Annotated in this window: 19 protein-coding genes and 1 pseudogene; 3 read left to right on the forward strand and 17 right to left on the reverse strand. The window is 62.9% G+C overall.

The annotated features are described in order from the left end of the window. Positions 1-56: 56 nt before the first annotated feature. From DWV00_RS32465 to tssC, 16 genes are all read right to left on the reverse strand, one after another. On the reverse strand, positions 57-557 hold the full coding sequence (locus tag DWV00_RS32465) for a hypothetical protein (protein ID WP_115537721.1): 501 nt from the start codon (positions 555-557) through the stop codon (positions 57-59). A gap of 93 nt (positions 558-650) precedes the next feature. After that, positions 651-1,796 (reverse strand): type VI secretion system protein TssA, encoded by a 1,146-nt coding sequence (gene tssA / locus DWV00_RS32470; RefSeq protein ID WP_115537722.1) that lies wholly within the window; start codon positions 1,794-1,796, stop codon positions 651-653. A 14-nt stretch (positions 1,797-1,810) separates the two neighbouring features. Then, positions 1,811-5,818, reverse strand: coding sequence for a type VI secretion system protein (locus DWV00_RS32475; RefSeq protein WP_115537723.1), 4,008 nt, complete (start codon positions 5,816-5,818; stop codon positions 1,811-1,813). A gap of 22 nt (positions 5,819-5,840) precedes the next feature. Then, on the reverse strand, positions 5,841-6,620 hold the full coding sequence (locus DWV00_RS32480) for a DotU family type IV/VI secretion system protein (RefSeq protein WP_115537724.1): 780 nt from the start codon (positions 6,618-6,620) through the stop codon (positions 5,841-5,843). Next, positions 6,613-8,064, reverse strand: coding sequence for a type VI secretion system baseplate subunit TssK (tssK, locus tag DWV00_RS32485; RefSeq protein ID WP_245965127.1), 1,452 nt, complete (start codon positions 8,062-8,064; stop codon positions 6,613-6,615). The genes DWV00_RS32480 and tssK overlap by 8 nt, the downstream gene beginning before the upstream one ends. 25 nt (positions 8,065-8,089) lie before the next feature. Then, positions 8,090-8,512, reverse strand: coding sequence for a hypothetical protein (locus tag DWV00_RS32490; RefSeq protein ID WP_115537725.1), 423 nt, complete (start codon positions 8,510-8,512; stop codon positions 8,090-8,092). A gap of 84 nt (positions 8,513-8,596) precedes the next feature. Next, the gene (locus tag DWV00_RS32495; protein WP_115537726.1) at positions 8,597-8,995 is read right to left on the reverse strand and encodes a DUF4150 domain-containing protein; all 399 of its coding nucleotides are present in this window, start codon (positions 8,993-8,995) and stop codon (positions 8,597-8,599) included. A gap of 34 nt (positions 8,996-9,029) precedes the next feature. Continuing rightward, entirely contained in the window at positions 9,030-9,587 is a 558-nt protein-coding gene (locus DWV00_RS32500) for a DUF3540 domain-containing protein (protein WP_245965128.1), read from the reverse strand. Continuing rightward, positions 9,584-10,651 (reverse strand): pentapeptide repeat-containing protein, encoded by a 1,068-nt coding sequence (locus DWV00_RS32505; RefSeq protein ID WP_115537728.1) that lies wholly within the window; start codon positions 10,649-10,651, stop codon positions 9,584-9,586. Before DWV00_RS32505 ends, DWV00_RS32500 begins: the two co-directional genes overlap by 4 nt. Continuing rightward, on the reverse strand, positions 10,648-13,290 hold the full coding sequence (locus DWV00_RS32510) for a DUF2169 family type VI secretion system accessory protein (RefSeq protein WP_115537729.1): 2,643 nt from the start codon (positions 13,288-13,290) through the stop codon (positions 10,648-10,650). Before DWV00_RS32510 ends, DWV00_RS32505 begins: the two co-directional genes overlap by 4 nt. A 6-nt stretch (positions 13,291-13,296) precedes the next feature. Further along, on the reverse strand, positions 13,297-16,008 hold the full coding sequence (locus DWV00_RS32515; protein WP_115537730.1) for a contractile injection system protein, VgrG/Pvc8 family: 2,712 nt from the start codon (positions 16,006-16,008) through the stop codon (positions 13,297-13,299). Continuing rightward, the gene (gene tssG / locus DWV00_RS32520; protein ID WP_115537731.1) at positions 16,005-17,168 is read right to left on the reverse strand and encodes a type VI secretion system baseplate subunit TssG; all 1,164 of its coding nucleotides are present in this window, start codon (positions 17,166-17,168) and stop codon (positions 16,005-16,007) included. Before tssG ends, DWV00_RS32515 begins: the two co-directional genes overlap by 4 nt. Next, on the reverse strand, positions 17,132-18,970 hold the full coding sequence (gene tssF / locus DWV00_RS32525) for a type VI secretion system baseplate subunit TssF (protein WP_115537732.1): 1,839 nt from the start codon (positions 18,968-18,970) through the stop codon (positions 17,132-17,134). Before tssF ends, tssG begins: the two co-directional genes overlap by 37 nt. Before the next feature lie 8 nt (positions 18,971-18,978). Further along, on the reverse strand, positions 18,979-19,356 hold the full coding sequence (locus DWV00_RS32530) for a GPW/gp25 family protein (RefSeq protein ID WP_115537733.1): 378 nt from the start codon (positions 19,354-19,356) through the stop codon (positions 18,979-18,981). 60 nt (positions 19,357-19,416) lie between these two features. Further along, a complete protein-coding gene (locus DWV00_RS32535; RefSeq protein ID WP_115537734.1) occupies positions 19,417-19,974 on the reverse strand; it encodes an Hcp family type VI secretion system effector in 558 nt (185 codons plus the stop codon). A gap of 30 nt (positions 19,975-20,004) precedes the next feature. Continuing rightward, entirely contained in the window at positions 20,005-22,035 is a 2,031-nt protein-coding gene (tssC, locus tag DWV00_RS32540; RefSeq protein WP_115537735.1) for a type VI secretion system contractile sheath large subunit, read from the reverse strand. Between the two features lie 518 nt (positions 22,036-22,553). Here tssC and DWV00_RS32545 point away from each other — a divergent pair. The 3 genes and pseudogenes from DWV00_RS32545 to DWV00_RS32550 all read left to right on the forward strand — a co-directional run. Next, entirely contained in the window at positions 22,554-23,666 is a 1,113-nt protein-coding gene (locus tag DWV00_RS32545; RefSeq protein ID WP_245965129.1) for a type IV toxin-antitoxin system AbiEi family antitoxin, read from the forward strand. Next, positions 23,663-23,866 carry a hypothetical protein gene (locus DWV00_RS34820; RefSeq protein ID WP_245965130.1) on the forward strand — a complete coding sequence of 68 codons (204 nt, stop codon included), beginning with the start codon at positions 23,663-23,665 and terminating at the stop codon, positions 23,864-23,866. Before DWV00_RS32545 ends, DWV00_RS34820 begins: the two co-directional genes overlap by 4 nt. A gap of 21 nt (positions 23,867-23,887) precedes the next feature. Next, positions 23,888-24,526 (forward strand): annotated as a pseudogene (locus DWV00_RS32550) (nucleotidyl transferase AbiEii/AbiGii toxin family protein); the annotation flags it as partial. Positions 24,527-24,854: 328 nt separating this feature from the next. Here the strand turns inward: DWV00_RS32550 and DWV00_RS32555 are convergent. After that, positions 24,855-25,728: SMP-30/gluconolactonase/LRE family protein (locus DWV00_RS32555; RefSeq protein WP_147298030.1), on the reverse strand; the 874-nt coding region annotated here is incomplete at its 5' end.

The following is a 25,728-nucleotide window of genomic DNA, read 5'->3' on the forward strand; positions in this document are numbered from 1 at the left end:
CGTTCAAATGGACACGATCGGTGACGCTCTGAGACAAGGCAATGTCGTGTGCGCGTTCAATATCCTTCGTCCCGAACCGAGCGCCGTCGTGTCCGGGGCGAGAGGGGTGGGTCGCCGGTCTCGCCTTCAACCGTGAACGTCAGGTGAACCCGGCGAGTGTCGCTGAGCGAGAGGCCTCGCTCTGGAACTGCGGCGCGATGCGGCTGATGCACGTCGGGATTGAGCGCTGCTCTGACGGTGTGGACGCGACCCGTTTCGGCGTCGGCGGCGATATATCGATCATGCTCGGGCGTTGCGCCCGCCACGTTGTCCTGATGGAAACGCTGGAGGATTTCGAAGCGCTGCCCCGGTGCGCTGCCTGTCACTGTAGCCACGCGGCGCACGTCGGTCACGTGCTCCGCACGTGCAAGCGTTCCCGGCGTCGCCGGAGTTGCCGGCGTCACGTGAGGGTAGGAGCTCCAGCCTCCCCGATTGCGCGCTTCGGTGATTCCGCCACCTGAGTTGGCGCGCGTCTCGCGTCCTTCAAAGGCGGCGTCACTCGGACGATTGGCAGCCATGTTTTGATCTCCTATAGGTCATCATTCATTGGTCCGATTGGCCGAGATTCAGGCCGTACGCGGTAGGTCTTTACCGGTTTTCCGTTGCTTTTCTCATTGGTTTTGAATGCGCGTTTGCGCTTCCTGCAACCCCAGCACCTCAAAAATATTCAACTGCCCACCGAGCCGAAGGAACAACTCCTGGTAGAGCTCCACCGTATTGAGCCGCCCCCATTCGGTCGCCCTGCGAACGAGATAGGGCACGGGGCTGTGCGGCTCGAGACGCATCAGAAACTCCGCCGTCTCGGCCAGCCGCGCATAGGCGTCGGCACGGTCGCGTATCGCGCCGCTCACCGCGTGTTGTTCGGGCATTGTTGCGCTTTCGTTTTCGCTGCCGTTTCCGGCCACGGCTTCCGCCTGCGGGGCGCTTTCCTCGTGCACCGCTCCCTGCGCCCTGACGCCACGCTTATGCAATTCCCCATCGACCAGCGAGTGCATCTGCTCCAGCAGTCGTGTCATATTGCTGAAGCTCGGTGCTTGGTCGCCGAACAGCGGATCGAGCGCAGCGCTCAACTCCCCGATGGCCTGCAAGCCGGCGAGTAGATTCGTTCGCAATTCGACGAAGCCTTCCGTCGAGGCGTTCGCGAGTTCGCTTTGCAACGCCTGCAGCGTGATGCCGTCGAGTTCGAGGTTGGCCTTGCTTTGCACGGATCGAATCTGCTCGTTCAGATGCGCCTGCTCCCAATCCGCCCAGCAGTGCGGCTGCGTGTCTTCGATGCCGATCAGCGGGGCGAGCCGGATGGCAGGCAAATTCTTCTCTGCAATGGCCCCGACGATATTGGCGCGATGTTCGACGTCGCCGTCGGCCACGCTCGGATGAATCTCGTCCCAGTAGCGTGTACAGAGCTCGCGAACGAGCGTCAGCGTCGGCGCAATGCCCGCAATGCCGTGCTGCTTGATCTGCGCTTCGAACAGCCAAGCCAGCAATTGCATGTCTTTGCTTTCGCGCTGCAATGCATGGCCGACGAGATGGCTGACCGCGCCCCAGTCGGCACGTTTGAGTTCCCGCTCCCAGGCGCCGAGCGGCAAGCTCGGGTCGTCCTGGCGCCGTGCTTCGCGCAAGGCAGCGTAGCTCGGGCACCGGCGTGCGGGTTCGCCGCATGGGCTCCCTGCGGAGATCGGCGCAAGCAGGGCGTCCAAGCCTACCCCGAGGCAGTGTTGAAAATGCCGGTCCGCATCCGAATAGAGTGCGCTGTTCATGTGTGCTCCCGCGGTCAAGGCGCCAAGGTCGGGAACACCGCCGGCAGCTTCAGCGGCGTGCTCGTCTTGGCATTCACGTTCGAAAATTCGAGGCTGAGGAATACGTGCGCCGTATCGCTCGCCGGCTTGCCCGCGCTGCTGGAGTTGAGCACCGCGACATCGAACTGAAGCAGCGTGCGCGACGGATCGTGCGGATCGGTCGCCGGGCCGGAGGTGGGCTGATGGCGCGCGATCAAGCGCAACAGCCCCCAGTTGCCCGCGTCCGCGAACGATGCCGTGTTGCCTTCCACCTGCAGGTCGGGCGCGTCGACGCTGACGGCGGGCCGCCATAGCGACAAACCGGCCCAGGACAAGTCGAGCACGAGCGGCTGCCCGAATTGCCAGTTCATGGTGCTGCCGCCGTTCGGGAACGAAACGCCCGCTGCGCCGGACATCAGGCTCATCTGGCCGATCTGATTGCTGCCGTTCGCCGCGGTCTGCAGCGCGCGGAAATTCACGTTCAAGTTCAGGTTCGGGTTGGGTGCGTCGCCCGGCGTGCTGCCCGGTACGAGGTTCCCTTGCAGGAATGCATCTACCTGGTCGAGCTGCGAGAGGAACTGGCTCACGCTCTTCCAATACGGATCCTTCAGGCCCGCCACCTGCTTTTCGAGGCTGGCCCGTTTGCTGTCGTAGTCGGTGAAGAACGCTTGCACCGTGGCAATGCCGGCGTCGTTCGCATCGAGCGAGCCGAACGGATAGAGTCCCGCCAGCTCACGATTGAAGCGGCTGGACACGGCCTGGTAGGCGCTTTGAGCCTGCGCATAGCGTTCGCCCTTGCAACGCATCTGCGCGCTTTGCAGCAGTTCCTGGCGATGGCTCGAGAACAAGTCGTTGCCGAGCGGCGGCGATTGATAAGCCGCGAGCAGGCTGCTGCAGGTGCTGTTCTGCAGACCCGGCAACAGTTGCAGGAACAGGTTGTTGATCAGGGCCGCCTGGCCGTTGGGATTCTTGCCCTGCAAGTAGCTCTGCACTTCATTGGCCGTATTGTTCCAATAGGCGGCGTTCGACGTGTTGGCACTGGTACTGGCACTCGACGACGACGGATCGGCCTGATTCAAGTAGTTCAAGATCGGCTGCGCATAGCCCACGAGCACCTGCACTCGGCTGACCTGGCGCGACAGCATGTCGTTGATGACAGGTGTACTCCCCAAGTCGAAGAAATAGGCGTCCGGGTCGGACGATGCCGGCTGGTAGGCCGGATCGTAGAGCTGACTTTGCTCGGCGAGCAAAGCGATGTGGCCCAACTGAGCGTTGGTGTATCGGCTCGCGCACTGCGAGAGCTGCGTCGAGCTGCCGCTCATGCCCAGCGTGCTGAATTGCTTTTGCACGGCTAGCAGCAGCGGGGAGATCGTGCCGAAGTTGCTGCTATCGGCGCTTTGCTGCGCTTCGGCCGTCGTCGTGCTCGATGCGCCCGATGCCGTATACGCGGCGGCCTGGGCTTGCTCGAGGCTCGTGTGCATCGCCAGTTCGAGCTGGTAGAAGGCCAACTGCCGATACAGCGCATCAGACTGTCCGTTCTTCAACGTGGGCTGAGTCAGGAACTTCTGATAATCGAGCGCGTACTGGTTCGCGTTCTTCAGCAATCCGGAGCTCCAGTTGGCGAGGTTCCCCATGCAAGTGAAGGTCTCAACCGGAGTGATCGACATGTAGCTCAGGCTGCTCAGCGCATTCAAGCCGGCCAATTCGTTCTGCATTGCCGGATTCAGCGTGGTCTGGTCGTTGGCGGTGACGAACAGGGCACCGTAGCCGGGCAGCGACATGCTGTTCAGCGTTTGCATGGCGAGCGGGTACTGATTCGACGAGTCGAGGTGAGCCGTCGCTTGCGGCAGCAGGTAGCGCGGGTATCCGTAGTTCGCGATCAGAGGTTGAAGGCTTGCCGCCAATTGGTTTTGCACGGTCAGAATCGGGTTGCTGGTCGCGCTCGACCCGAGCCATGACGTGCGTACCCAGGTCAGCCATTGCGTGAATTGCTGCACGTGCGGCAGGATGGGCAGCTTCTTCTCCTCCAATTGCTCGAGCAGGGTCGGGCCGGCTTGGAGTTCGGACTGCATCATGTCGCCGGTCTGTGTGGCCAGTGCGACGATATGGTCGCCGACGTTCCGTTTGAATTGCGGCGGCAAAGCGATGGTGCCGCCGAAATCCTGATCGGTTAGGCTCTCGAGCGCAGCCGGCAGCAAACCGGGCCGAGACTTGACGGACGCCGGCAGCGGAGCGCGATACGCATATTCGACGAGATCGATGAAGTTCGGCAGCGGCACGCGATCCTTCGCATAAGGCGTTTGCCCCAGCAGCCGCTGGAAGCGGCTCGCGTTCTGCTCATAGGTATCGACTTGCTGCACATACCCGTTCAATTGATTCAGGGCATGGGTATAGTCGAGGCTGGCGGAAACCCCGGCGGCCGCTAGAGCGCTCAATTGATAGGCCCGCTGTGACATCTGGCATGCGAGGCCCGGCAGAACGACTTTCTTGAATGCGCCCTCGGCAACACGCCGCGCGCTCTCGCTGCTCAATCGCGAATCGATCAGCGATAGCGGCAGCAGCCAGCTATGCGCGTCCGCGTCGATCCGCGCGACCTGATCGATCAATTGATAGACGGGCGCTTGTTGAATGCAACCGCTGCCGGGGGCGGGCGCTTGCAGTTGCTGCATGAGCTTGAGGTCGTACACGACGCGGTCGATCTGTGCATCGAGCAGATAGACCCGCACGCCGCAGGCGAGCACGAGCACGGAGAAAATCAGAACGCACAGCCATTGAACCCGGCGTATCAGCAAGTTGCGCGACCAGACTCCCGCACGTGTCGGGCGCGCCAGGTGCTTTTCCGCGAGCGCCTTGTCGAGCATCAAGTCGTTGACGAACGCGACGTCGGTGCGCGGGCCGTCTTGATGGGCGACTTGCTCACCGTGTTCCGCGACCGCACCCGTGAAGTAGACGCCGCGCAGAAAGAAGCCGGTTTGCCAGGCCGAGACCTGAAACACGACGGACAGCCATTGCTGGAACGGGGCCTGCATCTGCGCGAATTGACGTGGATACAGAAAGAGGGGATCCGCGTCGTGCGGCGCGATGCGGTCGCAATGCGCGGCGGTCTCGACCTGCAGCGCGCGCAATTGCCCGCCGATCTCCTCGAAGATCGTCGCGCCCCACTGGGAGGGCGGATCGTCGAGCGTCTGATTCGGCGCCGACCAGCCGATGATTTCGCCTCGCCGCCTCGGGGTTTGCGAGCGCCAGAATGCGCTGAAGCCGTCGACGAGATCGCATGCGGTGACGATCACGTACACCGGCAGCGCAAATTCCAACCGCTCTTCGATCGTGCGCAACTGCTGCCGTGCGTTCTGCGCTTCCGTCGTGCATTGTGCCGGGTCTCGCTGCAAGAACGTGCGGGCCGATACCACCAGCACGATGCCGTCGAGCGCCCGCTCCGGGCGCAACGCATCGAGCTGGTCGAGCAGTTTGCGCCAGCGGCGCACGTCCGGCTCGTCCGGCTCGTTGCCCTCCAGCACGGCGTTCGCCGCGGCATAGGGCAGTTTGCCGTCGGGGTCGAGCATGAAACCTTGCGAGAGCCCGTGCCAGGTCGCCCCGTCGACGTTCATGCGTTGCTCACGTTCGTCGAGCGGCTGCCTGAATTGCGGGTCGACCGAGCCGAGCAGGCTCGTCTTGCCGGCGGCCGTTTGGCCCAGCATCAGGAGCCAAGGCGTGGCGTATCGCCACTCGCGCCGGGTGCGCAGGTAGTCGATCGCGAGCGAAGCGCGCTCGGTCCATCCGGCCAAGCGTGACGTGGACGGCGGCGCGCAGCCGCACAGGGCCGGGATTTTCGGCGCTTTGATGAGCGGTTTGAGCGCGCCCCATAGTTTGCGGGCGACGCCCACCGCCAAGCCGAACGCGAGCAGGAACGCCGCCGCGAAAAGCGCAATGTGAAGCGCGTGGGGACTGGGCACCCACTTGCTCGGATCCTTAGGCAGTTCGATCAATTTTTGCAACACTTCCACAAGTGCGCTCCTGCTTGAGCCGCTACGAATTCAGATACCGCGCGAACGGATGCATCAACACGATCCACGCCACCGTCGTCAGCGCGAGGTACGCGATCAAGCCGTACAGCCCGAGGTTGCGCCACGGTGAAATCGGCGCAAGACGTTCGTCCCTGCGCCCGGTCAACGGGTAGGCGTAGGCTTGGGCAAAAGCGGGCTCATCGTCGTACACGTGGCGGCCCGAGGCCGAGACGAGCTGGTACAACTGGCTGCGTATCTTGTCCAACTGAGGCTGTGCTTGCCGCGCGCGATAGCAGCCCTTGAAGCCGAGTTCCAGCGCGAGCAGGAACACGGAGGCCAAGTCGATGCGCAGCGGTGCGTGCAAGTTGTCGCGCACAAGTTGCTCGGCCTTCGAGAAAAAGCGCGAGCCCGCGTTGCTCGATCCGAACATCGATTGCTCCAGCAGCACCCCGAGCCACGCCTCGCGTCCGGGCCAATCGAGCTCGAAGATGAGGATTTCGTCGGCGAGCGCAGCCATCAGATACAGTGCCGTGCGCTCGAGCTGGCCCGCCTCGGACCCCGCCTGGGCGGTGCAGCGGCGTTCCTGCTGCCGCAGCGCGCCGAGCAGCCGCGCGCTCGCGCGCTGCGCGAATTCGGCGCTCGTCGTCGGCTGGGGCGCGTTCTCGCCCGCGAGGTAGGCGGCTAGCCAACCGTCGGCCTGGGCGCGCTTGAGCGCGGCCACTTCCTGATAGAAATCGGCAAAGCGCGCCACCAGTTCGAGGTTGCCCGGCGGCGGCGCGAGCCATGTCGGCGCTTCACGCATGGCCGTTCTCGGAAGGCGCCGCCGGCGCGGCGCTCGTCTTTTGCTTTCTGCGGTACAGCGTGATCCCTGCCGGCTGGCTTTCGTTCTTTCTGCCCTGTATCTGCAGGAGTTCGCTTGTGCGGAAGGCGTCTTGCGTGCCTTGATCGTCGAGGGAGAGGCGCTCGTTCTCGACGACGAACAGGAATGCTTGCGGACGCAACTTTTCTCGCTCGATTTCGTGGGGCTGCAGCGCGCGCACGGTGGCGCCTCCGACGCGGGCGCGGCGCAGCAGCGGCATCATCGCGGCGTCGGCGATGACCGCTTCGTTCAGCCATCCGAGCAATTGGGCTGCCGTCTGTGCCTCGCGCGGCTCCAGTTCGATGAGGAGTTCGTCCCCGATGTCCGCGGGCAGTCGCCGCTCGAAGCAGGCGTCCTGCAGCATCGGGTCGTGCTGGTCCACACGCAGGAAGGACAGGATTTCATAGCGTGTGTCGACGAGATCCATGCGTGCCTGGATGAAGTCCATCGCCTGCTGGAATTGCGGCCGGCAATCGTCGTGCCGATAGGGTTTCATCAGCAGCGGCAGCGGATTGGGGCCGATGCTCGATAGCGCGCCCACGATCCCCGCGAGCGCCTGATAGAGCAGGCTCGGGTGAGTCTGCTCGTGCAACAGGGTCGAGAACGGCGGCAGGCAGGCGCTGATGTGACGGGCCGCGCTCAAGTGCTGGCGCCGTTCGTTGCCCATGTTTTCTTCGGCATCGCTGGTCTTGCCATGTTCGCCGAGCTGCGCGAGCTTGTCCCACAGACGGTCGTGCATCTGATGCAGGCTGCGCCACAAGTTCGACTGCCCGAGGCTGTCGGATACCTCGACGTGCAGCATCGGCGGATGATAGGCCGTGACCTGCAACTGTTGGTTTTCGCCGCGCACGAGCTCGAGAAGCGGCACGGCGCTATGCGCTGCCGGCGAGCTGTTGCCGAGGTAGAGCTCGAACTGCACTTGCAGGCGCGGCAGCGCCAAGCCGTTGTCGCCCGTGTTCTCGTCGACGCACGGCTCGTCGATGATGGAGTTGTAGCGTCGCTCGAGGCTGTCCTGGCAAGCTGCCTGCGGTCCGCGCGGTTTGACCCAGCACCAGACCTTGACCGGCGCGTCGCCGCTCTTGCACGCGGCCCCGAGCGCCAGTTCGACGTTGCCGGGAGGATTGCGCGGCAGCGCGCCCGGAAACGCCACGAGCAGGCCGTCGGGCAACACGCATTCGAGTTCGCCGATGCTCAGCACTTCGTTGACGATTTCGAAACGCAGTGCTAGCACGCCCCAGTAATTCGGTGCGATGGCTTGCAGACGATGGCGCAAATGGGCATGCCAGTAGCGGTCGTTCTGCTGAAGATGCTGCGGCGAAAGCATCATGCCTTCCGACCACTGGATCGCGTCGGGCAGAGGAGCAGTTTGGATCATGGCGCTGTTCATTCCATGCTCGTTTCTTTGGCTGGCTTCATTGCGGCTTGTATTGAATCGTCGTCGCGGTGAGCCAGATCGTCACATTCTTGTAGGGCGTGATGTTGCCCTTCGCCTGCCCCGCGGGGCTCAGGTAATTGGCATACACGTAGACGGCGATCGCCTTGCCGTGCCGCTTGGGCAGCGTCGGGCCGGCCACGGTGGCGGGCGGCACCTGCAAGCTGACGACGTCGATGTCGTTCGCGAGCCCCGAGATCAATGCGTCTTTCTTCTGAAACCAATCGGGTCCCGTGCTCGGCAGCAGGCCCAGCACGCTGTTGTCGTAGACGAACACGATATCGAGCTGCGTCGCGGCGTTTTGATCGGCGTCGACCTGCGCCACCACCTTGATTTGCGATACGGCTGCATGCTTGCTGAAGCCGAGCCAACTGCAGGCGGCCAGCAGGTACGCAGCGGTCATGACGGCGGCGGCGGTGCGGCATCGCCGCCATGTCGCGGCCAGAGAGGGCCGGCGAAGTACCGGGGTGAGCGATGAGTGCATGGTCTACCCCAGCAGCAGAACGCGGAATTGCGCCGGCACGATCGACATGCCCATGGTGTTGAACGGCATGCCGTTCATCCCGACGAGCGAGGTCAGGCGGGCGGCGAACGCGGTACCGACGATCACTTTCATGCTGCCCATCACATAGGTGTCGGGGCCCATGAAAATCTCCGAGACGATGCCGCCTTCGACGCCGGGTTCGTCGCCCATGCTGATCGTGCCTTCCGTCATCAGGTTCTCGGCGAGTCCTTCGCCGAACATCACGTTGAACACCGATGGAATGTGCAGCGTAGACATCGTGATGTTCGGATACGGGATCGGCACGGGCACGAGGATGGGCGTCTTGCAGACGTCCGGTATCGTCATCATCGACATGGCGGCAACGCTATTGGTAGCGAACATGCGCTTCTCCTGAGGCAATCGTCGGGTGGTGGCGTCAGCCCATGCTGATGCGTTCGCCGTCGACCTTCACGTCCTCTTCGGCCGTCACGATCGCCTGCTGGCCGTGCAGGCGAAGCAGTTGGCGCACTTCCAGCAGATAGTGTTCGGCCTGGCCGACGAAATGCCCGACGTTCTGCACGAAGCTGTCCTGCGCGGTGGCGAACAGGTTGCGGCCGTTCAGGCTAAGGGCACCGGTGGTGGCGCTGACCTCCACGTCGGCGAGCGAGCGCAGCGCGATGGCATCGACGGCGTTCAGGCTGATCTGCGGCTGTGCAACACACACTTCGTGTGCGCCCGGCACGCTCAACTGCACTTGGTGCGGCTCGTTGCGATGCAGGATGTGCAGAATGTAGATCGTCTCGTTCTGGCAGGCCGCGACCAAAACGTGGTCGCCTACTTCCGGCCGTATCAGGCAACTGAGCGCTTGGTGGGCCATGCGTCCGTCGTTGAGCAAGAAGGCGTGCTGTTCGAGCGCGACGATGATTCGAGCCTCGACCAGATAAAGCGGCAGCGGCGGCGGAAGTGTGTTGGCGGTCTTGGCGGAGCGCATCATTCGTTCTCCAGAGCGAGGGTGCGGGATTCGGCGGCAAGACGTGCTTTGTCGGTCTTGCCGATGTGGCGCATGCTTGCGCCGCGAAAATTCGTATCGCACAGGTTCGCGGCATGAAACTGGGCGTGATCGAGATTGGCGTCGGAAAAATCGAGGTGCTCGCCCTGCACGTGCTCCCATCGGGCGTAGGCGAGGTCCGCGCCTTGAAACGACACGTTTTCGTGTTTGCTTTTGTTCCAGACGCTCGTCGCCAGCCGGGCGCCGTCGAGCCGGCAGTCTCGCAACGCGGCTTGCTGGAAGATCGCGCCTTCCAATCGGGCGCCGGACAGGTCGACTTGCTCGAGCTGCGCTTGCAGCAGGAGCGCGTGCGGCGCATTCACATTGCTGAGGTTGGCCTGCCGCAGGCGCGTCCGGTAGAAATTCGATTCGGTGAGATCGGCCCCGGCCAGGTCGACGCCGCTCAGGTCCGCGCCTTGCATCGAGCAGCGCCGCAAGTGCATGCCGCTCATGACTTGGCCATGAAAATTCGCGTTCGAGAAAATGACGCCGTCCGCGCGCATATTCCCCAGTGCGACCTTGTGCCAATCGGCGGGACTGACCACGCATTGCGTGAGTTTTGCCCCCGCGACGCTCGCTCCGTCGAATTCGTCGTCGATCAACGTGCAGCGTTCGAGCGTCCCGGCGTCGAAGCGGGCGGACTTCAACGAGCTTTTGACGATGGAGCTGACCTGCATGTCGGCATGCTCCCAACTGCTCTCGGAGAGATCGCACTGGACCCAGCAGTCGTGCCGCATGTTGCGGGCACACAGCCTCGCTTGCGACAGATCGCATTTGACGAACGTCGCGTGATCCAAATCGGCGTTGCTGAAGTCGGCGCCACGTAGATCGCACTCGATGAATTTGGCGCGTGCGAGCACGCAGTCGACGAACGAGGCCCCCGAAAAATCGACCTCGTGGAATATCGCGCCGCCGAGATCGCGCGAGCGAGCGAACAGTCCGCGCAGATCGCGCTTGCGGATCGGCTGATCGAGCTGAATCGATAACGCAATGTCGTCCCATATCGTCATGCTGGGCCCCTTGCTTGCGCGGATTGGCCTTCGACCGGAATCGACCCGGTGAGCTCGCATTGGACGAAGGCGGCGTCTGACAAACGGGCGCCGGTGAAGTCGGTCTTACGGCACAGACAATGAAAAAACTCGGCTGTCCCGGCGTCGATCGAGCGCAGGCTGCTGCGATATAGGCCGCAGCGGGAGAACGCGCTGCCCGTCAGGGTGGCGTCGCTCATATCGCATTGCCCGAAATCGCACCGCAGGAACTGTGCGTCGCTCAGGTCGGCATGCGAGAGATCGGCGCCATGGAAACCGCAGTTCGTGGCTGCGGCACCGGCCAGCGCGGCGTCGCGCCAGGTCGTTTTGCCGCCGCCTTGCACGCTGTCGAGCCGCGCATGATCCCATCGGCTCGACTGCAGATCGGATGTGTTGAACACGGTTTTTTTCAGCATGGCGCGCCCGAAGTCGCCCCGTTGCAGGCTCGCGCGCAGCAAGACCGTCTTCTCTAGCCTGGCCGCTCGCCAACTGCTGTCGTCTGCGTTCAGATCGAAGAGGGTGGCCTTGCTCGCGTCGGCGTCGTCGAGCGCGGCGGCCGGCAATGCCAGCCGGATGCCGAGCAGCCGGTGAAGACGCGTGCGGCGCAAATTCGCTTGCGGCCACTGGGCCCCGAGCGCCTGCACATAACTCAAATTCGCGCCTTCGAACGAAATCGCGCAGCCCTCGCTCTCGCACAGATTGGCCTTCTCCAGATTGGCCCCGGAGAAGTCGGCTCGGTCCAGGCGCGCGCCGACGAACACCGCACCGCGCAGGTCCGCACCGACGAACTTGGCGCCGGTCAAATTGGCCCCGTCCAACATGACTTCACGTAGATCCGCGCCCGAGAAATCGACACCGGGCAGATCGGCGCCCGCGAGATCGCGCCCGGCGAGACTCACGCCGGCCTCGCGCCATTGCCGTATTTGCATGCCGAGCGACTCGGCCACGTCCGCGGGATAGGGCAGCGCGGGAAGCGTAACCTTCGGCGCGGCGCGACGCGCCTGACGCTTGAGCGACGGAATCTTCATCACGGCGGCGCACGACTTCTCGTATTGCGCGAGCGCTTTCGCGTCAGCGTCGCTCGCCGGCTTGGGCAATTGCGAGCGCATGGCTTCGATTTGCGGATCGCGGCCCGTTTGGTCGGGCGGCAGCAGGTCGTAGGCCGGTACCGCTGCGTGCTCGAGCGCGGTGGCCAACAGTTTCGCCGCATCGACGGCGACGGACACCGCCTTCGGCAGCTTGGCCAGCGCTTCCTTGCCGCGGCGCTCGGCTTCGTCCGCGAGCGCCTTAGCCTTGGTCACGATGTCCGTCAGATCGAAATCGCCCTCCACTGCTGTTTGCGAAGTCATCAGCCCGAGCGGCGGAAGCTTCGCGCGCGCGACTTGATGGTCGGCGGGCGGGGGCGTGCCGCGCTTCGCCCAGTACTGTGCGTCGAGCAAGTCGAGGCGCCGCTGGCTGCGCGCGAGCGCGGCTTCTTCGGCGGCCTGCTGGGCCTGCTGGCGTCGCGCTTCCCCGGCCGCCGAGCGCTGCGGAGCCAACTGGCTGTCGTTGAAGACATGCAGCCGGCCCGTTTCCGCATCGAGGCGCAGCGCCATCACCTCGTGATAGTGGGCCTCGCTTTTCGGTTCGCCGTTGTGCTCGTAGCCCACCATCAGCACACCGACATCCAGCCCGTCGCTGTCTTGAATCTCGGCTTTACCGTGATAGATCACGATGCCCAGATCGTGATCGGGAACGAACCAGACGGTGTCCATCTGCAAGGGCACTTCTCGGGCTTGCTCGGGCGTTTTGCCTTCGTCCAGCACGAACGCGCGCGCGGCGAAGCGGGGCAGGCTGCCTGCCAGCTCGGCGTGTTGCGGATGCAGATTGCGCAAGACGTAGCGCTCGCCGCCCTTGAACGGCGCATCGGCCCATTGGTCCGGCGGCGCCATGTTGAACACGCTCCAGTCGATGTCGCGCGCGAAGCCCGGCGCGTCGTGCTTGCGCCAGGTGCGCCCGTAGCTGCCGAATTTAGGTTGGCGCGCGGCATGGCCGACGGGGATCGGCCCGAATCCGGCGGCGACGCGGGACCGCCAGGCGGTATCCACCGCGTGCGGCGCATAGGAGACGTTGGGCATCGCGCCTCGCCCCTTGCCGAGTCGCGAGCCGCGGCTGCCGCAGCCGATGGGGTTGGCCGGATTGCGCGGGCCGCCGAATGCGCGACTGTAGGTCAGCGGCATTTGGAGAAAAGGCTTGGGGCGGCTGACGCGGCGCGTGCGCAATGCCTTGGCTCGCCATTCGCGTTCACCGCAGACGCACAGGCATTTGCTGATGCTCGGCTGCCCCGCGCTGTCGTCGATTTGCAATTGCACGGTGAGGCTCGTGCAGGCTTGACGATTCGGCGCATAGGCGGAACCGAGCAATAGCGCCTCCGCCCCCTGTTTCGACATGGCTTCGTCGAGCGGCTGGCCCGCGGGCAGGCTCGCGACCACGTGCGCCCATTGTTTGCTCTCGGGAAGAAAGCGCTCCGTCTCCGTGCCCAAACCGAAGAATCCGATCGCGGCGACGGAAAGATAGTGGCGTCCCATGAACGAGTAAGGCTTGAACAGCACGCCGAGCGATTGGGGTTTGATGACTTTCATCTCGGCTCACATGAAGATGACGGTCGCTTCGATCATGAGGATGCGCGTCACGATATTGTCGATGTGCGGCGTCTCGTCGTAGTTCGTCACGCGGGCGCCGGGGCCCGCCGTTTCGACCTCGGTGCTTTCCGCTTGAGTGACGATGTTCGTGGTGGCGCCGCTGGTGTTGATCCGCGTGCTATCGCCGGCCGTATCGGTGGCCGTCTCCGATCCTTTCACGTCGTTCGACACCACCTCGCCGTTGACCGTCGTTCGGGTGACGCCCCCCATGGTGGTCGTTTCTTCGACGGTGCCGGAAGTCGTGGTCCGGGTGACATTGCCCGAGAGGGATATCTCCGTCACGTCGCCGCTCGTCGAGTTGCGGTCGACATCGCCTGTGATCGAGGTCTCCGTTATCGCGCCGCTCGTCGACGTCCGTACGGTATCGCCGGTAATGCTCGTTTCGGTGATGTTGCCGCTCGTCGACGTTCGTACGGTATTGCCCGTCACGCTCGTTTCGACGATGTTGCCGCTCGTCGAGTCGCGCGTGGTATTGCCGGTTACGCTGGTCTCGGTCAGGTTGCCGTTCGTCGACGTGCGGATCGTGTCGCCGACGGTGATGTTCTCAACGACGTCTCCGCTGATGCTCGTGGTGAATGTCTGGCCGGTCGTCGAGACATTGGTGGACACCCCGATGTTCGTGTTGGTCGTGGATGCGCCCAGCGTCGTCGTCGAGGTGCTCGTGAGCCCCGTACTGACGCTGACGCTGTTGCCGGCGTAGCGCGTCGATTCCTCGGTTTGCACCCAGCTGTTGCTGAACGACTGATCGAAGTGCGAGTAGCTATTGGTCGTATTGCCGCTCTGCCGGCTGTAGCTGGAGCCGAACGACTCCGAGGCATTGACGATGTCGGAGGTCGCCCCGCCGGGGCCGTACAGCTCCGCGGGATTCGAGCTTGCACTCGGCGCCAAGGAGTCCGCGCAACTGAAGCTGTAGCTCGTGCCTTGGGAGAAGCTCACGTTGTCGTACATGCTCGTTTGATAGGCGCTCGTGACGATGCGGGTCGCCTGGTTCAAATCGGGCGTCGAATACTTGCCGTAGTTGATGCTTTGGTTGTCGCCGTAGTTCGTCGAGTAATTGCTGCCCACGTGTGTGTTCGACAGCCAGCCCGACGGCACGACGAGCTCGCTGCCGTTGGTCTGGATGACGTTCTGGATTTCCGGCAGCTCCGATTCGTCCTGGGCGCGGCTGACGAGCACGATGGAGCCGATCGTCGGCGCCGTTTGCATCGACGACGACAGCTTGACCCATACGTGCGGATCGCTCGCCGCTGCCGTCGACAAGCGCACGTAGACGCCGATTTGCGGAGACGGCGTGCCGTTGATCACGTCGACGAAGCTGCTCTGCGCCGGGCTGAAGGACGACACGGCCCCGAAGTCGACGGGGTTCTGCCCAGGGGCGGTCGCGCCCGACATCACCTCGGCCAGCACGCTGCCTTGCTGGGTGGACTGGATGGAGTAGGGCGTGACGAGGAACGAGGCGTCGCCTGCCTGGAACTGATTCTTATAGCCGCCGTCCGCGCTCGCTTGATGCGAGACCTGGCTCAGGACGAATATGCCGCTGTCGAGAAACGGCTCGATGGGGTCGGTCGGCCCTGTTCCGCCGCTTCTCAAGGTGAAGCGGTGGCCGACGCGAAAGCTGACGCAGTTGCTGGCCCCGCTCAGTTCGTTATGACTGCCGTCGAGCGTGCTTTGTGTCGCAGTGGACAAGATTTGCGCTTCGTCCGTGCTGCCGCCGTACTGATAGCTCTTGTACAAGTTGAACGGCAAGGGATTGGCGTCGGATCCCTCGTTCGCGAAATAAGAATGAAACCGAACGATGCTGTTGTGCAGCCAAGCGCCGTCTTGTTGCGTCAACACGCCTTGCACGCCGGTGCTGCCCAGCGTCTTTTTCATGCTGAATTCGGTGACGATGTCTTCCTGTTCCAGGCCCAACGCCTGCGCGTCGGTGAAGGTGTAGCGCAGCGGCCGGCCGCCCGGTACGGCATCGGGGTACCGGGGCTGGTTGGAGAACACCACGAGGTGGCCGGCACCCGTATGGACAAAGTAGAAATACAGCAACGCCTTGCCCATCAGCCGCTTGAGGAAATCGAAATCGGTTTCGCCCGCCTGCATCCAGTCCTGGCGTCGGATTACGGCCAGATTGTCCTGGGTTTGCATGAAAGGTGCGTACGCGATGTTGTGGGCATCGAGCAGCGTCCGGATCATTTCCCAAACGGTCTTGCGATGAAACACGACATAGTGATTCGTCAAGCAAAGACGTTGCAACGCGGGCTTCATCGTGATGCTGTACGAGCCGCGGTTTTTCACCGCGAAGCTCGTCACGATCCCGTTGAAGAGGGATAGCTTCGAGCCGGCGGCGGCTTGCCCTCCGATCGCCGATTTGAAGTCGCTCGCGTTTGCGTCCGGCGATCCCTGCTTGCCGATGCCGACCGTGATCGGGCGTCCGACGAGCTGATCGAAACGGAACGAGACAGGATTTTGCCCGTCGGAGTTGGCGCTCAGTTCGAGCTGGAATTCGAACAGCTCGGAAATGCTTTCCTGTCCTTGGAAGCTCTCCAGGCGGAACGTTTCGGCACCGAGGATCGTATTGCGATCGACGAAGATCGCGCAGTGCAGGAAGACGAGCGGTTCCGGCGCGGCCAGCCTGTCGACGGAAAATTCGAGTGTCGCGTCGCTCATGCCATCCCCACCGAGTTGGATGCCGGAATCAGGTAGCGGACCGGGCGTATCGGGTCGCGCTGCTCAGGCGCGCCGGCAAGCCACGCGGTCTGGCCGAGCCGCATCGACGTGAAGTCTCGGCGTCGGGCCGGTTGGGGCAGTTGCGTCGGCGGAATGCTGTCGGCGCTCACATTGAGCACGATCTCGCAATCGGCCAGGCGATCGACGAGCAGCTTGACCAAGCCGGTCAGCATCGCGTAACCGGACTCGCCGCTCGCGTCGTGGCGAGGAGCCTCGCCCTCCGACATAGCGCTTTGCAACGGCGTCGGCGGCAGCAAGCGGCGCAGCGCGTCGTAGTCGATCGCGCCGATGTCGATGCGCAGCCGCGCTTGCTGGTCCCATACGCGACGGCCCACGACCGCCGTCTGGCCGAGCCGATGATTGCGCCGGCCGAGCGCGCAACGGTCCCGCTCGTCGATGTCGAGCCAGGCGCCGATATGCTCGGTCAGCTTCACGCCGGTGCCGAGTGCAATGCCAAGCACGTGGACGAGGGTCGACGCATGTTTGCGGCGATTGGCGAGCAGGCCGGCGAGGCCGAGCCAGCCGCGTGCGGGCAGCGGAACCTGGGCCGCCAGTTTCGGGCTCGCGAGGCCCATCAACGACGCCAGGCAGTGCGCCATCTCGGTGTCGGCCGGCGGCATGTCGTTCAGGCCCAGCGTCAGCGCGTGCTTCATCTGATAGCGCAGGACGTTGGCGCGCTGATTGAAAATGTCGAGAAAATCGGCCATCGCCGTCGAGCGCAGTGCCGACAGCTCGCGTGCCCATTCGGTGAACGTTTCGGGCATCGGCCCGGTCACGCTGGCCACGCAGAAGTTCGAGGTGACGATTTCGACGGTTTCGTCGCCGGCTTCTTGGTCGGCCTTTTCGCCGGCCGTTTCCCCTGCGTCTTTATCGGCGGCCCTCTCGTTCTCAACCGCGGGCAACAGCCTGATCTGGGCGAATTCGCGAGCCGGAAATGCGGCGGAGAGATCGGCGCGAAAGCGCAGGCGCTGCCCGATCGACTGCTTGCTGCCCGAATCGGACAGCAGCAAGCGCATCAACTGGAATACGTTGAAGTTGCCGTACTGCCGGAGCATGTACTCCTTTACAGTGCGATAGCGGTGCCGGCCAATGCGTGCCATTGCTTCTCGGTTCCTTTGAGGTTGCGCGTTTCCAGCGTGACTTCGACGAGGTGATTCACGCTTGCGTAGGCGCGCAGGAAGTGACGCAGCACGGAACAGAACAGGACCGTGCTGCCTGCGCCGAAGTCCATGGGTTCCATGACCAGCGTCAGTTCGCAGCCGCGCACGAAGCCGCGCCAGCCGTCTCTGCCGACGTGGCGCGCAATGCTGCGGCTACGCATCTCCTTGATCGCTTCGATTTGCTTCCAGCCGCGGTTCTGATGCGGGCCAACGTGCAGACGCAGGATGTCTTTCAGCGCGCTGAGCGCGATTGCGCCCCCGTCGAGCGACAGGTGATTGAGCGCGAGCTGCGACACGAGCGACCATGGGCGGCTTCCGATCTGCACGGCCGTATGGTGCGGCGTTGGTTTGGTCAGCGCTTGAATGCCGTTGACCGGCCCCGCGCCTTCGAGATGAAGCGGGCTACCCGACATCAGCCCTTCGGGCAGACGCCGGTTGGTGCACAATGCGCGGCCGCCGACCACTTCGTCGGTGAGTTGGCTGAGGTCGAATTGCGCGTCGAGAAACGAGACGAACATCTCGCTTCCCGCGACGTGATCGACCGTCGCCGGCAAGCGGCGGCTCAGATAAAAATAGTCCTGCTGCTCGAGCCGCCGGAAATTGTCCATCGCGAAGTACGGCGCGATCGGGCGCGGCTGGCCCTCGGTCGAAATCGACTCGAGCTGTTCGATCGAATAGATCTCGCAGCACCGATGATTCTTCAAGTCACCCGTCACACGGTATTCGTAGTCGTCGTGATTGAGCGCAATCGGATCGATCCGCGTCGAATACAGATTGATGAGCGGCACGCAGTTCAGGCACAACGAGGCCGCGGTGAAATGCAGCGTCGGCTGGTAGGGTGCGTCGAGCGCCAGCATCAGGTCGAAATACGGGCCGACCGCACTGAAGTCGAGTTGCTCGAGCTGGTCGATTTCGAAGAAATGGAATTTTTCCGGAAACGAAAAATACTCCTGCAGCAGCCGATACCCCGGATGCGTGTGCGGGTTCGCCTTCAACACCGCTTCGTCGGGCTCCATGCCGACCCAGCGTAAAGCGTCGGGCTGCAGCAGCCGCGCCGGTTGCGACGAGGCGGCGGGCAGCACGGCAATCGCGCAAAGATGCACCGCCAGCAGTTCGTACAAGGCCATCGCGTTCGCCTGCGCGTCGTCGATATAGAAGCGCAGGCGGCGCGGGCCGCGGCCGTTGACATGCAGCGTGCCCACGCCGTCCGGGCGCAGGCGCACACGCAGCACCGAATGAGCCGACGGCGTCTTGTTCAGGCATTCGTATTCGATCGCCGATTCCAGGATGACCGTCTCGATACGCAAGGGCAGCAGCGGCGTGTCGTAGCACGTCTGAAAACGGCATTCCGCGTTTTGCCCGAGGTGATTGGCCGTCGCCGCCGTTACCGTGCGGCCGCGCTCCAGCACTTGCTCCTTGGAGAAATCGGTGCCGTCGGGCTTCACGTCGACGCGAGCGATCAGCATCGACGGAATCGGCGCTTCGAGATGCGGATACAGAAACGCGAGCAGGGCATTGGGCAGGCCCGCCTTGTCCTGATCGATCTGGTGCCGCAAACGCGCGCCGATGAACGCGAAGGATTGCAGCAGCAACTCGACTTGCGGGTCGGTTGCTTCACGTGCGTTGAGCCCGAGCGTACGCGCCAGCTCGCGATGCTTTTCGCTGAACTGTGCCGATTCGGTGCGCAGGGCGGCCAATTCCTCGCGGAAGCAGTCGCTGAGCGTGGCGGTGGCGGGTTGCATGCGTGACCTCAGTGAGAAGGCAACTCAAAATGGAAGACATCCATCTCGTCGCTTTCGTCGATCGAGCCGTAGATCGCCACGCGGTACGGAGTGAGCGCGGCGCCGTTGGGCTCGATCTGAACGCGCGGCTTTCGCAGGCGCGGCTCGTAGCGTGCAATGAGGCGAGCAAGCCGCTGCGCGTACTGCTCGAGCTGAGGCTTGCTGTACAACTCGAACTCGACCACGTTCGGACAGCCGACGTCGAGCAAATCCAGGTCGCCGCCCGTGCGTGCGATGCGCGCGCTGACGAGACGCTGGATCTGCGCAGCGATCGCGGCGCGCAGGTCGAATGACTGCGTGCCGTCGAACGTTGGAGGCTGCGCGAGGCGTTCGAGCAGAAACTGCATGTCGTCTCCCGATGAGTGTCGAGCGTGTGCCGTGACGAGGATGAGTGCGAGCTGCCGCTATTACTTGCCGGACGTGAACTTGCCGGCGATCGGCGTGTTCTTGGCCAAACTCCAGCCCGCCGTCTTCATCCCCTTCTGCGTCGTATCATTGAACTGCTGCGTATATGTCCAGATGATCTCGGTGAAGTTGAGCTTGAACTGCTCGGTCGGCATGTCGTTGGGATGGGTCTGAAGCTGCATCTCGCTGAGGAGCGCATCCTTCAGTTCGATCTTGATGACGTTCTGAATGCTGCCGCCCGATTCGCGCGCGATGTAGATCGTGCTCGGCGCGTCGGCACCGGAACCGAGCACCTTCGCGCCTAGGCAGTACTCGTACAGCTTCACCGACGTCTGATCGACGTATTTGACGAGCGTGAACTCCGTGATGATCGGGCGGCCGGAGGTTCGCGCGTTGTTGCTGACGTCGGTCGTGAGCTGCTGCTTCATGCCCTGGTGCAGCGACACGATTTCGATACACAGCCCGGTCGGGCCGTCCGATACCCATGCCGAATTGTCGAGTTCGCTGCCCTCGGAATTCATGATGGTTTGGTCGCCCGGCTGGAAAAGAATTAAATCCATGACTGCTCCTCGGATGAAAAGAGGTGAGAGTTACTTCGGCAGATTCGCTACCAGCCGGATCGAAGTCGTCAACTCTTCGAGCTGGAAATGCGGCTTGAGGAATACCGTGGCGCGATAGGCGCCCGGTTCGCCGGGAACGTCGGTCACGACTACCTTGGCTTCGCGCAGCGGGTAAGCGGCCTTGGCTTCCTGCGGAGCGTTGTCGTCGAGCAGCACGTAGTTGGAAATCCAAGAATTGAGGAACGTCTCCACATTGCCGCGCGTCATGAACGAGCCGATCTTCTCGCGCATGATCACCTTGATGTAGTGCGCGAAGCGCGACGCCGCGAGCATGTACGGCAGCATCGCCGAGATCTTGGCATTGGCGTTGGCCGAATCGGAGAAGTACTTCTTGGGCTGATTGGTGGTCTGGCCGCCGAAGAAGGCCGCTTTGCCTGTCCCCTTGCAGTGGCACAGCGTGATGAAGCCGAGATCGTTGAGCTCCTTTTCGCGGCGATCGGTGATCGACACTTCGGTGGGGCAGAACAGCTCGACGCTGCCGTTGCTCGACGTATACGTGTAGCTGGGCAGGCCTTCGACCAAGCCACCGCCTTCGACGCCCCGAATCGCGGCCGTCCAGCTATAGAGGGAAAACGCGTTGGTGATGCGCTCGGCGAGCAGATAAGCCGGGTTGCCCCAAAGGAAGTGATTCGGCTCCGGGTTCGGATAGCTGTACGGTTCGCCCGTGATCGAATAGACCGTCGCGGAGCCGCCGCCGCCCACGTGCTCGTCGAAGTTGATGCCTTCGCAGGGCGTGGTATTGCGCTTGGTGGGCGAGCCGTAGGGCAGGCGCAGTAGCGCGCGCGGCAACACGAGCGTCACATAGCGCGCGTCTTCCATTTCGCGGAAAGCCTGCCAGGGCGCGAAGTCCACCCCTTCGAAGATCTTTTTGAGGTCGCGCGGCTTGTCGAGCTTGTCGAAGCCGTTGAGGCTGAACATGTCATGCGAAGCCTGCGCGATGAAAGGCGCATGCGCGGCCGCTGCGATTTCGGCCATCTTCGTGATGAAGTCCACGTCCTCGCCCGACTTGCCGATGGCGTAGTCGCCGATGAGCAGGCTGTACGGATTGCCGCCGTACGTGCCGTACTCCGCTTCGTAGATCATCTTGAAGAGGGCGCTCTGGTCGAATTCGACCGCCTTCATCATGTCCTTGCGCAGTTCGTCCTTGGTGGCGTTGAACACGCGCAGCTTGAGCATGACGCTGGTCTCGGTGTTCATGACGAGGTAGTGCAGTCCGCGCCAGGTCGATTCCATCGCCTTGAAGCTGTCGCAATGCATGATGCTGGACAGCGCGACGCTGAGTTTTTCGTCGATCAGCGAGACGAGTTCGTCGATCACCGCGATCGCGCCGCGCTTGCGCGCCTGCTCGATCTGCTTGGCCGCATCCGCGTTGGATTCGACGAAATAGAGATTCAACTGCGTGGAAAACGCGGTGACCAACGGGGTCGTTTGTTCCGGGGTCATGCCCACCATGGGCGCGATCGCGGTGCCCGCCGCGGTGACGCTCGCTTCGTCGACCGCGGGCGCGCCTTCCTTGCCCGGGTTGGCCTTTTCGATCATGGCATCGAGCTGCGCGGACACCGGGTCATGGGCTTCCGCTTTGGCCTGCAGTTCGCGGATCTGGCTGCGCGATAGGTATAGCGCGCTGAGCGAAGGAAGGGCCTTGATGACGTTCATCGGCTCGAACGCATCGATGTTCGCGAACGTCAATTCGTTGTCGTTGTCGTCCTTGAGCAGGTCCTTCAGCGCGTCGTCGGTCTGCTTGACGGCGCCGAGTACGACGCGCGGCTGGATCGTCGCCATCACGTCGTTGAAATTGTCGCGGTCGATCTCGACCATGGCGCGCTCTTTCAACGGCGGATAGGTATCCGGGTCTTTCCGCTCGCCCTGCAAGTCGGCCAGGATCCCGACGATGAAGGGGAGCTCCTTCTTTTCGATGGCGCCGCCCGTTTCCACGTCATAGGTGATCTTGACGCGGGGAGGACGAACGCGCAGGAGCTTCTTTTGAACGCTTTCACTCATGGTTTTCTCACCTCGATTTACTGACTTTTCGATACGGTCGATGTGTTCGGCGACGAGCATGCTCAATGCGCCGTCGTTGCGTAAATCCGCAACTCAGCCATGGTCTGGTGGCGGACAGGTACAGCACTCGATTCGGTCTTTCACCATGGCCCGGCCGTTCCATCCGTGGATGACGGGCGATAGACAGATTCGCGGCGTCTTTACTGCAAGAGGTATGCCATGTTGAGGGTGAGGTGCAACGCTTTGATTCGATTGGTTGTTTTTGTTTTCGCTTGGGACGATGGGTCGAATCGCACCCAGGGCCGGCCGCCGGCCGGCGCGCTGTCTCGATTGCAGTTAGCCGATGAGCGGCGCGTGGGTGGGAATTGACAGAGGTGGGTGGGTTTGGACGCAGCGACGAGCTTTTCTGAGTTCGACGTCCGTGGGCCGTGGGCGCTTGTTCAATGCGGACTGTTGTTCATGAAGTATGAACGTGAGGAAAAATTGAACACGTTGCCGTTTGTGTTCATAATATCTACGTGTTCATCTTTATTGAACAAACGAAAATTATGAACAACGGCAACCAGTACGAGCTTCCGAACTTCGACCGCCCAACCGAAACGCTGGTAAGACAACTCGTCCATGCGGCCACGGGGCGTCTGAGCGTTCCTCTGCGTGTCATCGGCTTCCGTCCGGCCAGGCGAAGCGTTGCGTCGTCAAGGGAAGCGAAGGTCACGCTGGAGGTGAACGGTGTCACCCAGCCATACACGCTTGCGGCCCGCGGCCGGATAAAGTCGCGGGAGGAGGTGAGGGCTATCGCTGCCAAAGGCGTCGCTGAGGACTTTCCTATCCTTCTGGCCACTGCCTACCTGACACCTGTATTGGCGGATGAATGTGTCGAGCAAGGTCTGCAGTTCATCGACCTCGCCGGTAATCTGTATGTTCACGCGCCTGGTCAGCACGTCCTCGTAACAGGTAGGCCAGCGAATCCGGATATCAAGCGTCTCGCCTTGAGATCGGGAAAGCCGGCCGTGTCCGCAAGCGCCTCAGCGCTTCGGATGATTTTTGTGTTGGTATCCGCTCCGGAACTAATCAACCGTCCGTACCGAGAAATCGCGTCGTCCGCGGGGGTGGCACTTGGTGCTGTCGGCAGCGTATTCGACGACCTACGTGAACGCGGCATGCTGGCAGGCACGGACGACCGGCGATTGCTCGACCCTGCCGCCCTGAGGGAAGAGTGGGCGATCAATTATTCACTTCGCCTGTTGCCGAAGCTCAACGTACAACGGTTCACAGCGAGTGATCCGTCGTGGTGGCAGCATGCGCAGCTTCCTGCGCGGCAAGCATGGTGGAGCGGGGAAGTGGCTGCTGCAAAACTGACCGGGCAGCTTCGGCCGGCGTCGCAAACGCTCTATGTCGAACCGGCGGCGAGACCGGCCGCAATCATGGCGTTGGCCAAGCGCCACCGCTTGCGTGCCGATCCCGCCGGTACGCTGGAAATCATCGACGCTTTCTGGCATCTCGACGAGGCACGGATGAAACAACTGACCGTGCCACCTTTGCTCGTGTATGCGGATCTCCAGCGAACGCGGGAGCCTCGCAACGCGGAGGTGGCGATGTTGATTCGCGACCAATTGGAGAAGGGCGCATGACGGCGATACAACTGAAGACTCCGCTACCGGAAGGCAAGCGTGCGGTGCTGATAATCATGGACCGCGTTGCCCGGCTGACGAACCTACAGTATTTCGTTGTCGGTGCGACGGCGCGAGATATTTTGATGTACCACCTTCATGGCTTCCCTCTCAACCGCGCCAGTCCCGACATCGACTTCGCCATGGCCATCGAGAGTTGACCGGCATTCGAAGCGCTCAGAGCTGCGCTTCTTCACGAGCCGACCTTCCGGCCGGACGCGGAAATTCTCCATCGGCTTCACTATTCACCGGCGGTTGGAGACGGCTTTCCGGTCGATCTGGTGCCGTTCGGCGGTGTCGAGATTTCCCCCTCGCAAGTGGCGTGGCCGCCGGACATGGCAATCGTAATGAACGTAGCGGGCTACGCCGAAGCGCTGAACGGTGCGGTGGTGGTACGCATTGCAGACCATTGCGAGATCCCCGTTGCGTCGATACCGGGTCTCGTGATGACGAAGTTGATCGCATGGCTGGACCGCGGACAGTCCAATTCAAAAGACGCGGTGGATTTCCGATATCTGCTGGAGAACTATGCCGCTGCGGGCAACGCCGACAGGCTTTATGGAGAAGAGTTGCCGTTGCTGGCGGCATGTGATTATGTGTTCGAGCGCGCCGGCCCAAGATTGCTTGGCCTGGATATAGCGTCAGTCGCTTCTGCGGAAAGCAAGCAACAGATCGTCCGCATCCTGGATGATCCCGAACTGCATGGTCGGCTGGTAATGCATATGCTGCGGAGCGAATCTCGCTCCGACGATCCGGTAAGTGCAACTGAGAATCTGCTCGCTGAATTCAGGATCGGACTGGTAGATTGGCTCGGGCCGTGATTGATGCTCGGTTGATATTTGGTCCTGAGAAGCGGAGCATCGACATGAGACTGACCGACAGAGTAAAGCCGATCGGCTACCTCGAGGCTGAGGCGGCGCAGATCGTGAAGGACCTTCAGGACACGAGCGAGAAGGAGCGCGGTCGCTGATGCCGATTCGCAGCGTCAAGCTCGTCGATACGCTCGTGTTGCACGAGGCGTTACGCCGAAATAAGTGCGCAAGCGCTTTGCTTCCTCGTTCCGACCGGATATTTGCGCCAGAGCCGTTGCTCGGGCCGGTCGAGCGATCGACGAGCGGACATCGAGGCGTGCGTGCGCGGCTCGCGCCGCTACAGCGTTCCGGCGAACTCCGGCTCGGGCAGCCCGCAGACCCCCGTGTTGAACGCCCACACGAAACCGTCGTGCTCGCCGGCCGGATTCGGGCAGATCGTCGTGACGAACAGCGTGTCGAAGTTCGGTCCGCCGAACGCGCACATCGCGGGCTTCGACGCCGGCAGCGCCAGCTTCCGATCGAGCCGGCCGTTCGGCGTGAAGCGCAGCAGCAGGCCGGCATCGTTCGCGCAGGTCCAGTAGCACCCGTCGGCGTCGACCGCCGCGCCGTCGGGGCGCCCCGCGTGGTCGTGCAAGTCGGCGAAGACGCGGCGGTTGGTCGGCGCTCCGTCGTCGATGTCGTAGTCGAATGCCCAAACCAGACGGCTCGACGCATGCGAATCGGAGAGGTACATCGTGCGTCCGTCGGGCGACCAGGCGAGGCCGTTTTGCGTGCATAGGCCTTCGACGATCGGCGCGGACAGTCCTGCTTGCGCGTCATAGCGGTAGAGCTTGCCGGCGGGGTGGGGTGCGGTTGTGTCCTGCACCATCGTCCCAGCCCAGAAACGGCCTTGACGGTCGCAGCGGCCGTCGTTGAAACGCATCCGCTGCGCCTCGTGCGCTACCGTGACGAGGTGGCGTACCGTCACCTCGCCGCGAAGCGCGCCGACATGCTCGGTGCCCGCATCGATGGCGGAAGGTTCGTGCAGTTCAACCGCGAACAGTCCCGTTTCGAGCGCGGCCAGCACCGTACCGTTCCGGTCGAATGCGACGCAGCCCACGCGTTCAGGCAACAGCCATTCGGTGCGGCGCGCGCGCGACAGCTCATAGCGCACGAGCGTCTGCGCGGGGATGTCCACCCAGTAGAGCGCGCCTTGCCCCGCACGCCAAACG

Source organism: Trinickia dinghuensis (assembly GCF_003367175.1).
Classification (GTDB): Bacteria; Pseudomonadota; Gammaproteobacteria; order Burkholderiales; family Burkholderiaceae; genus Trinickia; species Trinickia dinghuensis.

Coding starts and splice junctions, on each gene's coding strand:
- DWV00_RS32480 (WP_115537724.1), bottom strand. CDS start 6,620: ATGCGTGAAGCGCCGACATGGCTCGCGCCGCCGCCGGGCAACCTCGAA.
- tssC (WP_115537735.1), bottom strand. CDS start 22,035: ATGAGTGAAAGCGTTCAAAAGAAGCTCCTGCGCGTTCGTCCTCCCCGC.
- DWV00_RS32505 (WP_115537728.1), bottom strand. CDS start 10,651: ATGACGATATGGGACGACATTGCGTTATCGATTCAGCTCGATCAGCCG.
- tssG (WP_115537731.1), bottom strand. CDS start 17,168: ATGGCACGCATTGGCCGGCACCGCTATCGCACTGTAAAGGAGTACATG.
- DWV00_RS32510 (WP_115537729.1), bottom strand. CDS start 13,290: ATGAAAGTCATCAAACCCCAATCGCTCGGCGTGCTGTTCAAGCCTTAC.
- DWV00_RS32515 (WP_115537730.1), bottom strand. CDS start 16,008: ATGAGCGACGCGACACTCGAATTTTCCGTCGACAGGCTGGCCGCGCCG.
- tssF (WP_115537732.1), bottom strand. CDS start 18,970: ATGCAACCCGCCACCGCCACGCTCAGCGACTGCTTCCGCGAGGAATTG.
- DWV00_RS34820 (WP_245965130.1), top strand. CDS start 23,663: ATGACGGCGATACAACTGAAGACTCCGCTACCGGAAGGCAAGCGTGCG.
- tssK (WP_245965127.1), bottom strand. CDS start 8,064: ATGAACAGCGCCATGATCCAAACTGCTCCTCTGCCCGACGCGATCCAG.
- DWV00_RS32495 (WP_115537726.1), bottom strand. CDS start 8,995: ATGTTCGCTACCAATAGCGTTGCCGCCATGTCGATGATGACGATACCG.
- DWV00_RS32530 (WP_115537733.1), bottom strand. CDS start 19,356: ATGCAGTTTCTGCTCGAACGCCTCGCGCAGCCTCCAACGTTCGACGGC.
- DWV00_RS32535 (WP_115537734.1), bottom strand. CDS start 19,974: ATGGATTTAATTCTTTTCCAGCCGGGCGACCAAACCATCATGAATTCC.
- DWV00_RS32500 (WP_245965128.1), bottom strand. CDS start 9,587: ATGATGCGCTCCGCCAAGACCGCCAACACACTTCCGCCGCCGCTGCCG.
- tssA (WP_115537722.1), bottom strand. CDS start 1,796: ATGAACAGCGCACTCTATTCGGATGCGGACCGGCATTTTCAACACTGC.
- DWV00_RS32465 (WP_115537721.1), bottom strand. CDS start 557: ATGGCTGCCAATCGTCCGAGTGACGCCGCCTTTGAAGGACGCGAGACG.
- DWV00_RS32490 (WP_115537725.1), bottom strand. CDS start 8,512: ATGACCGCTGCGTACCTGCTGGCCGCCTGCAGTTGGCTCGGCTTCAGC.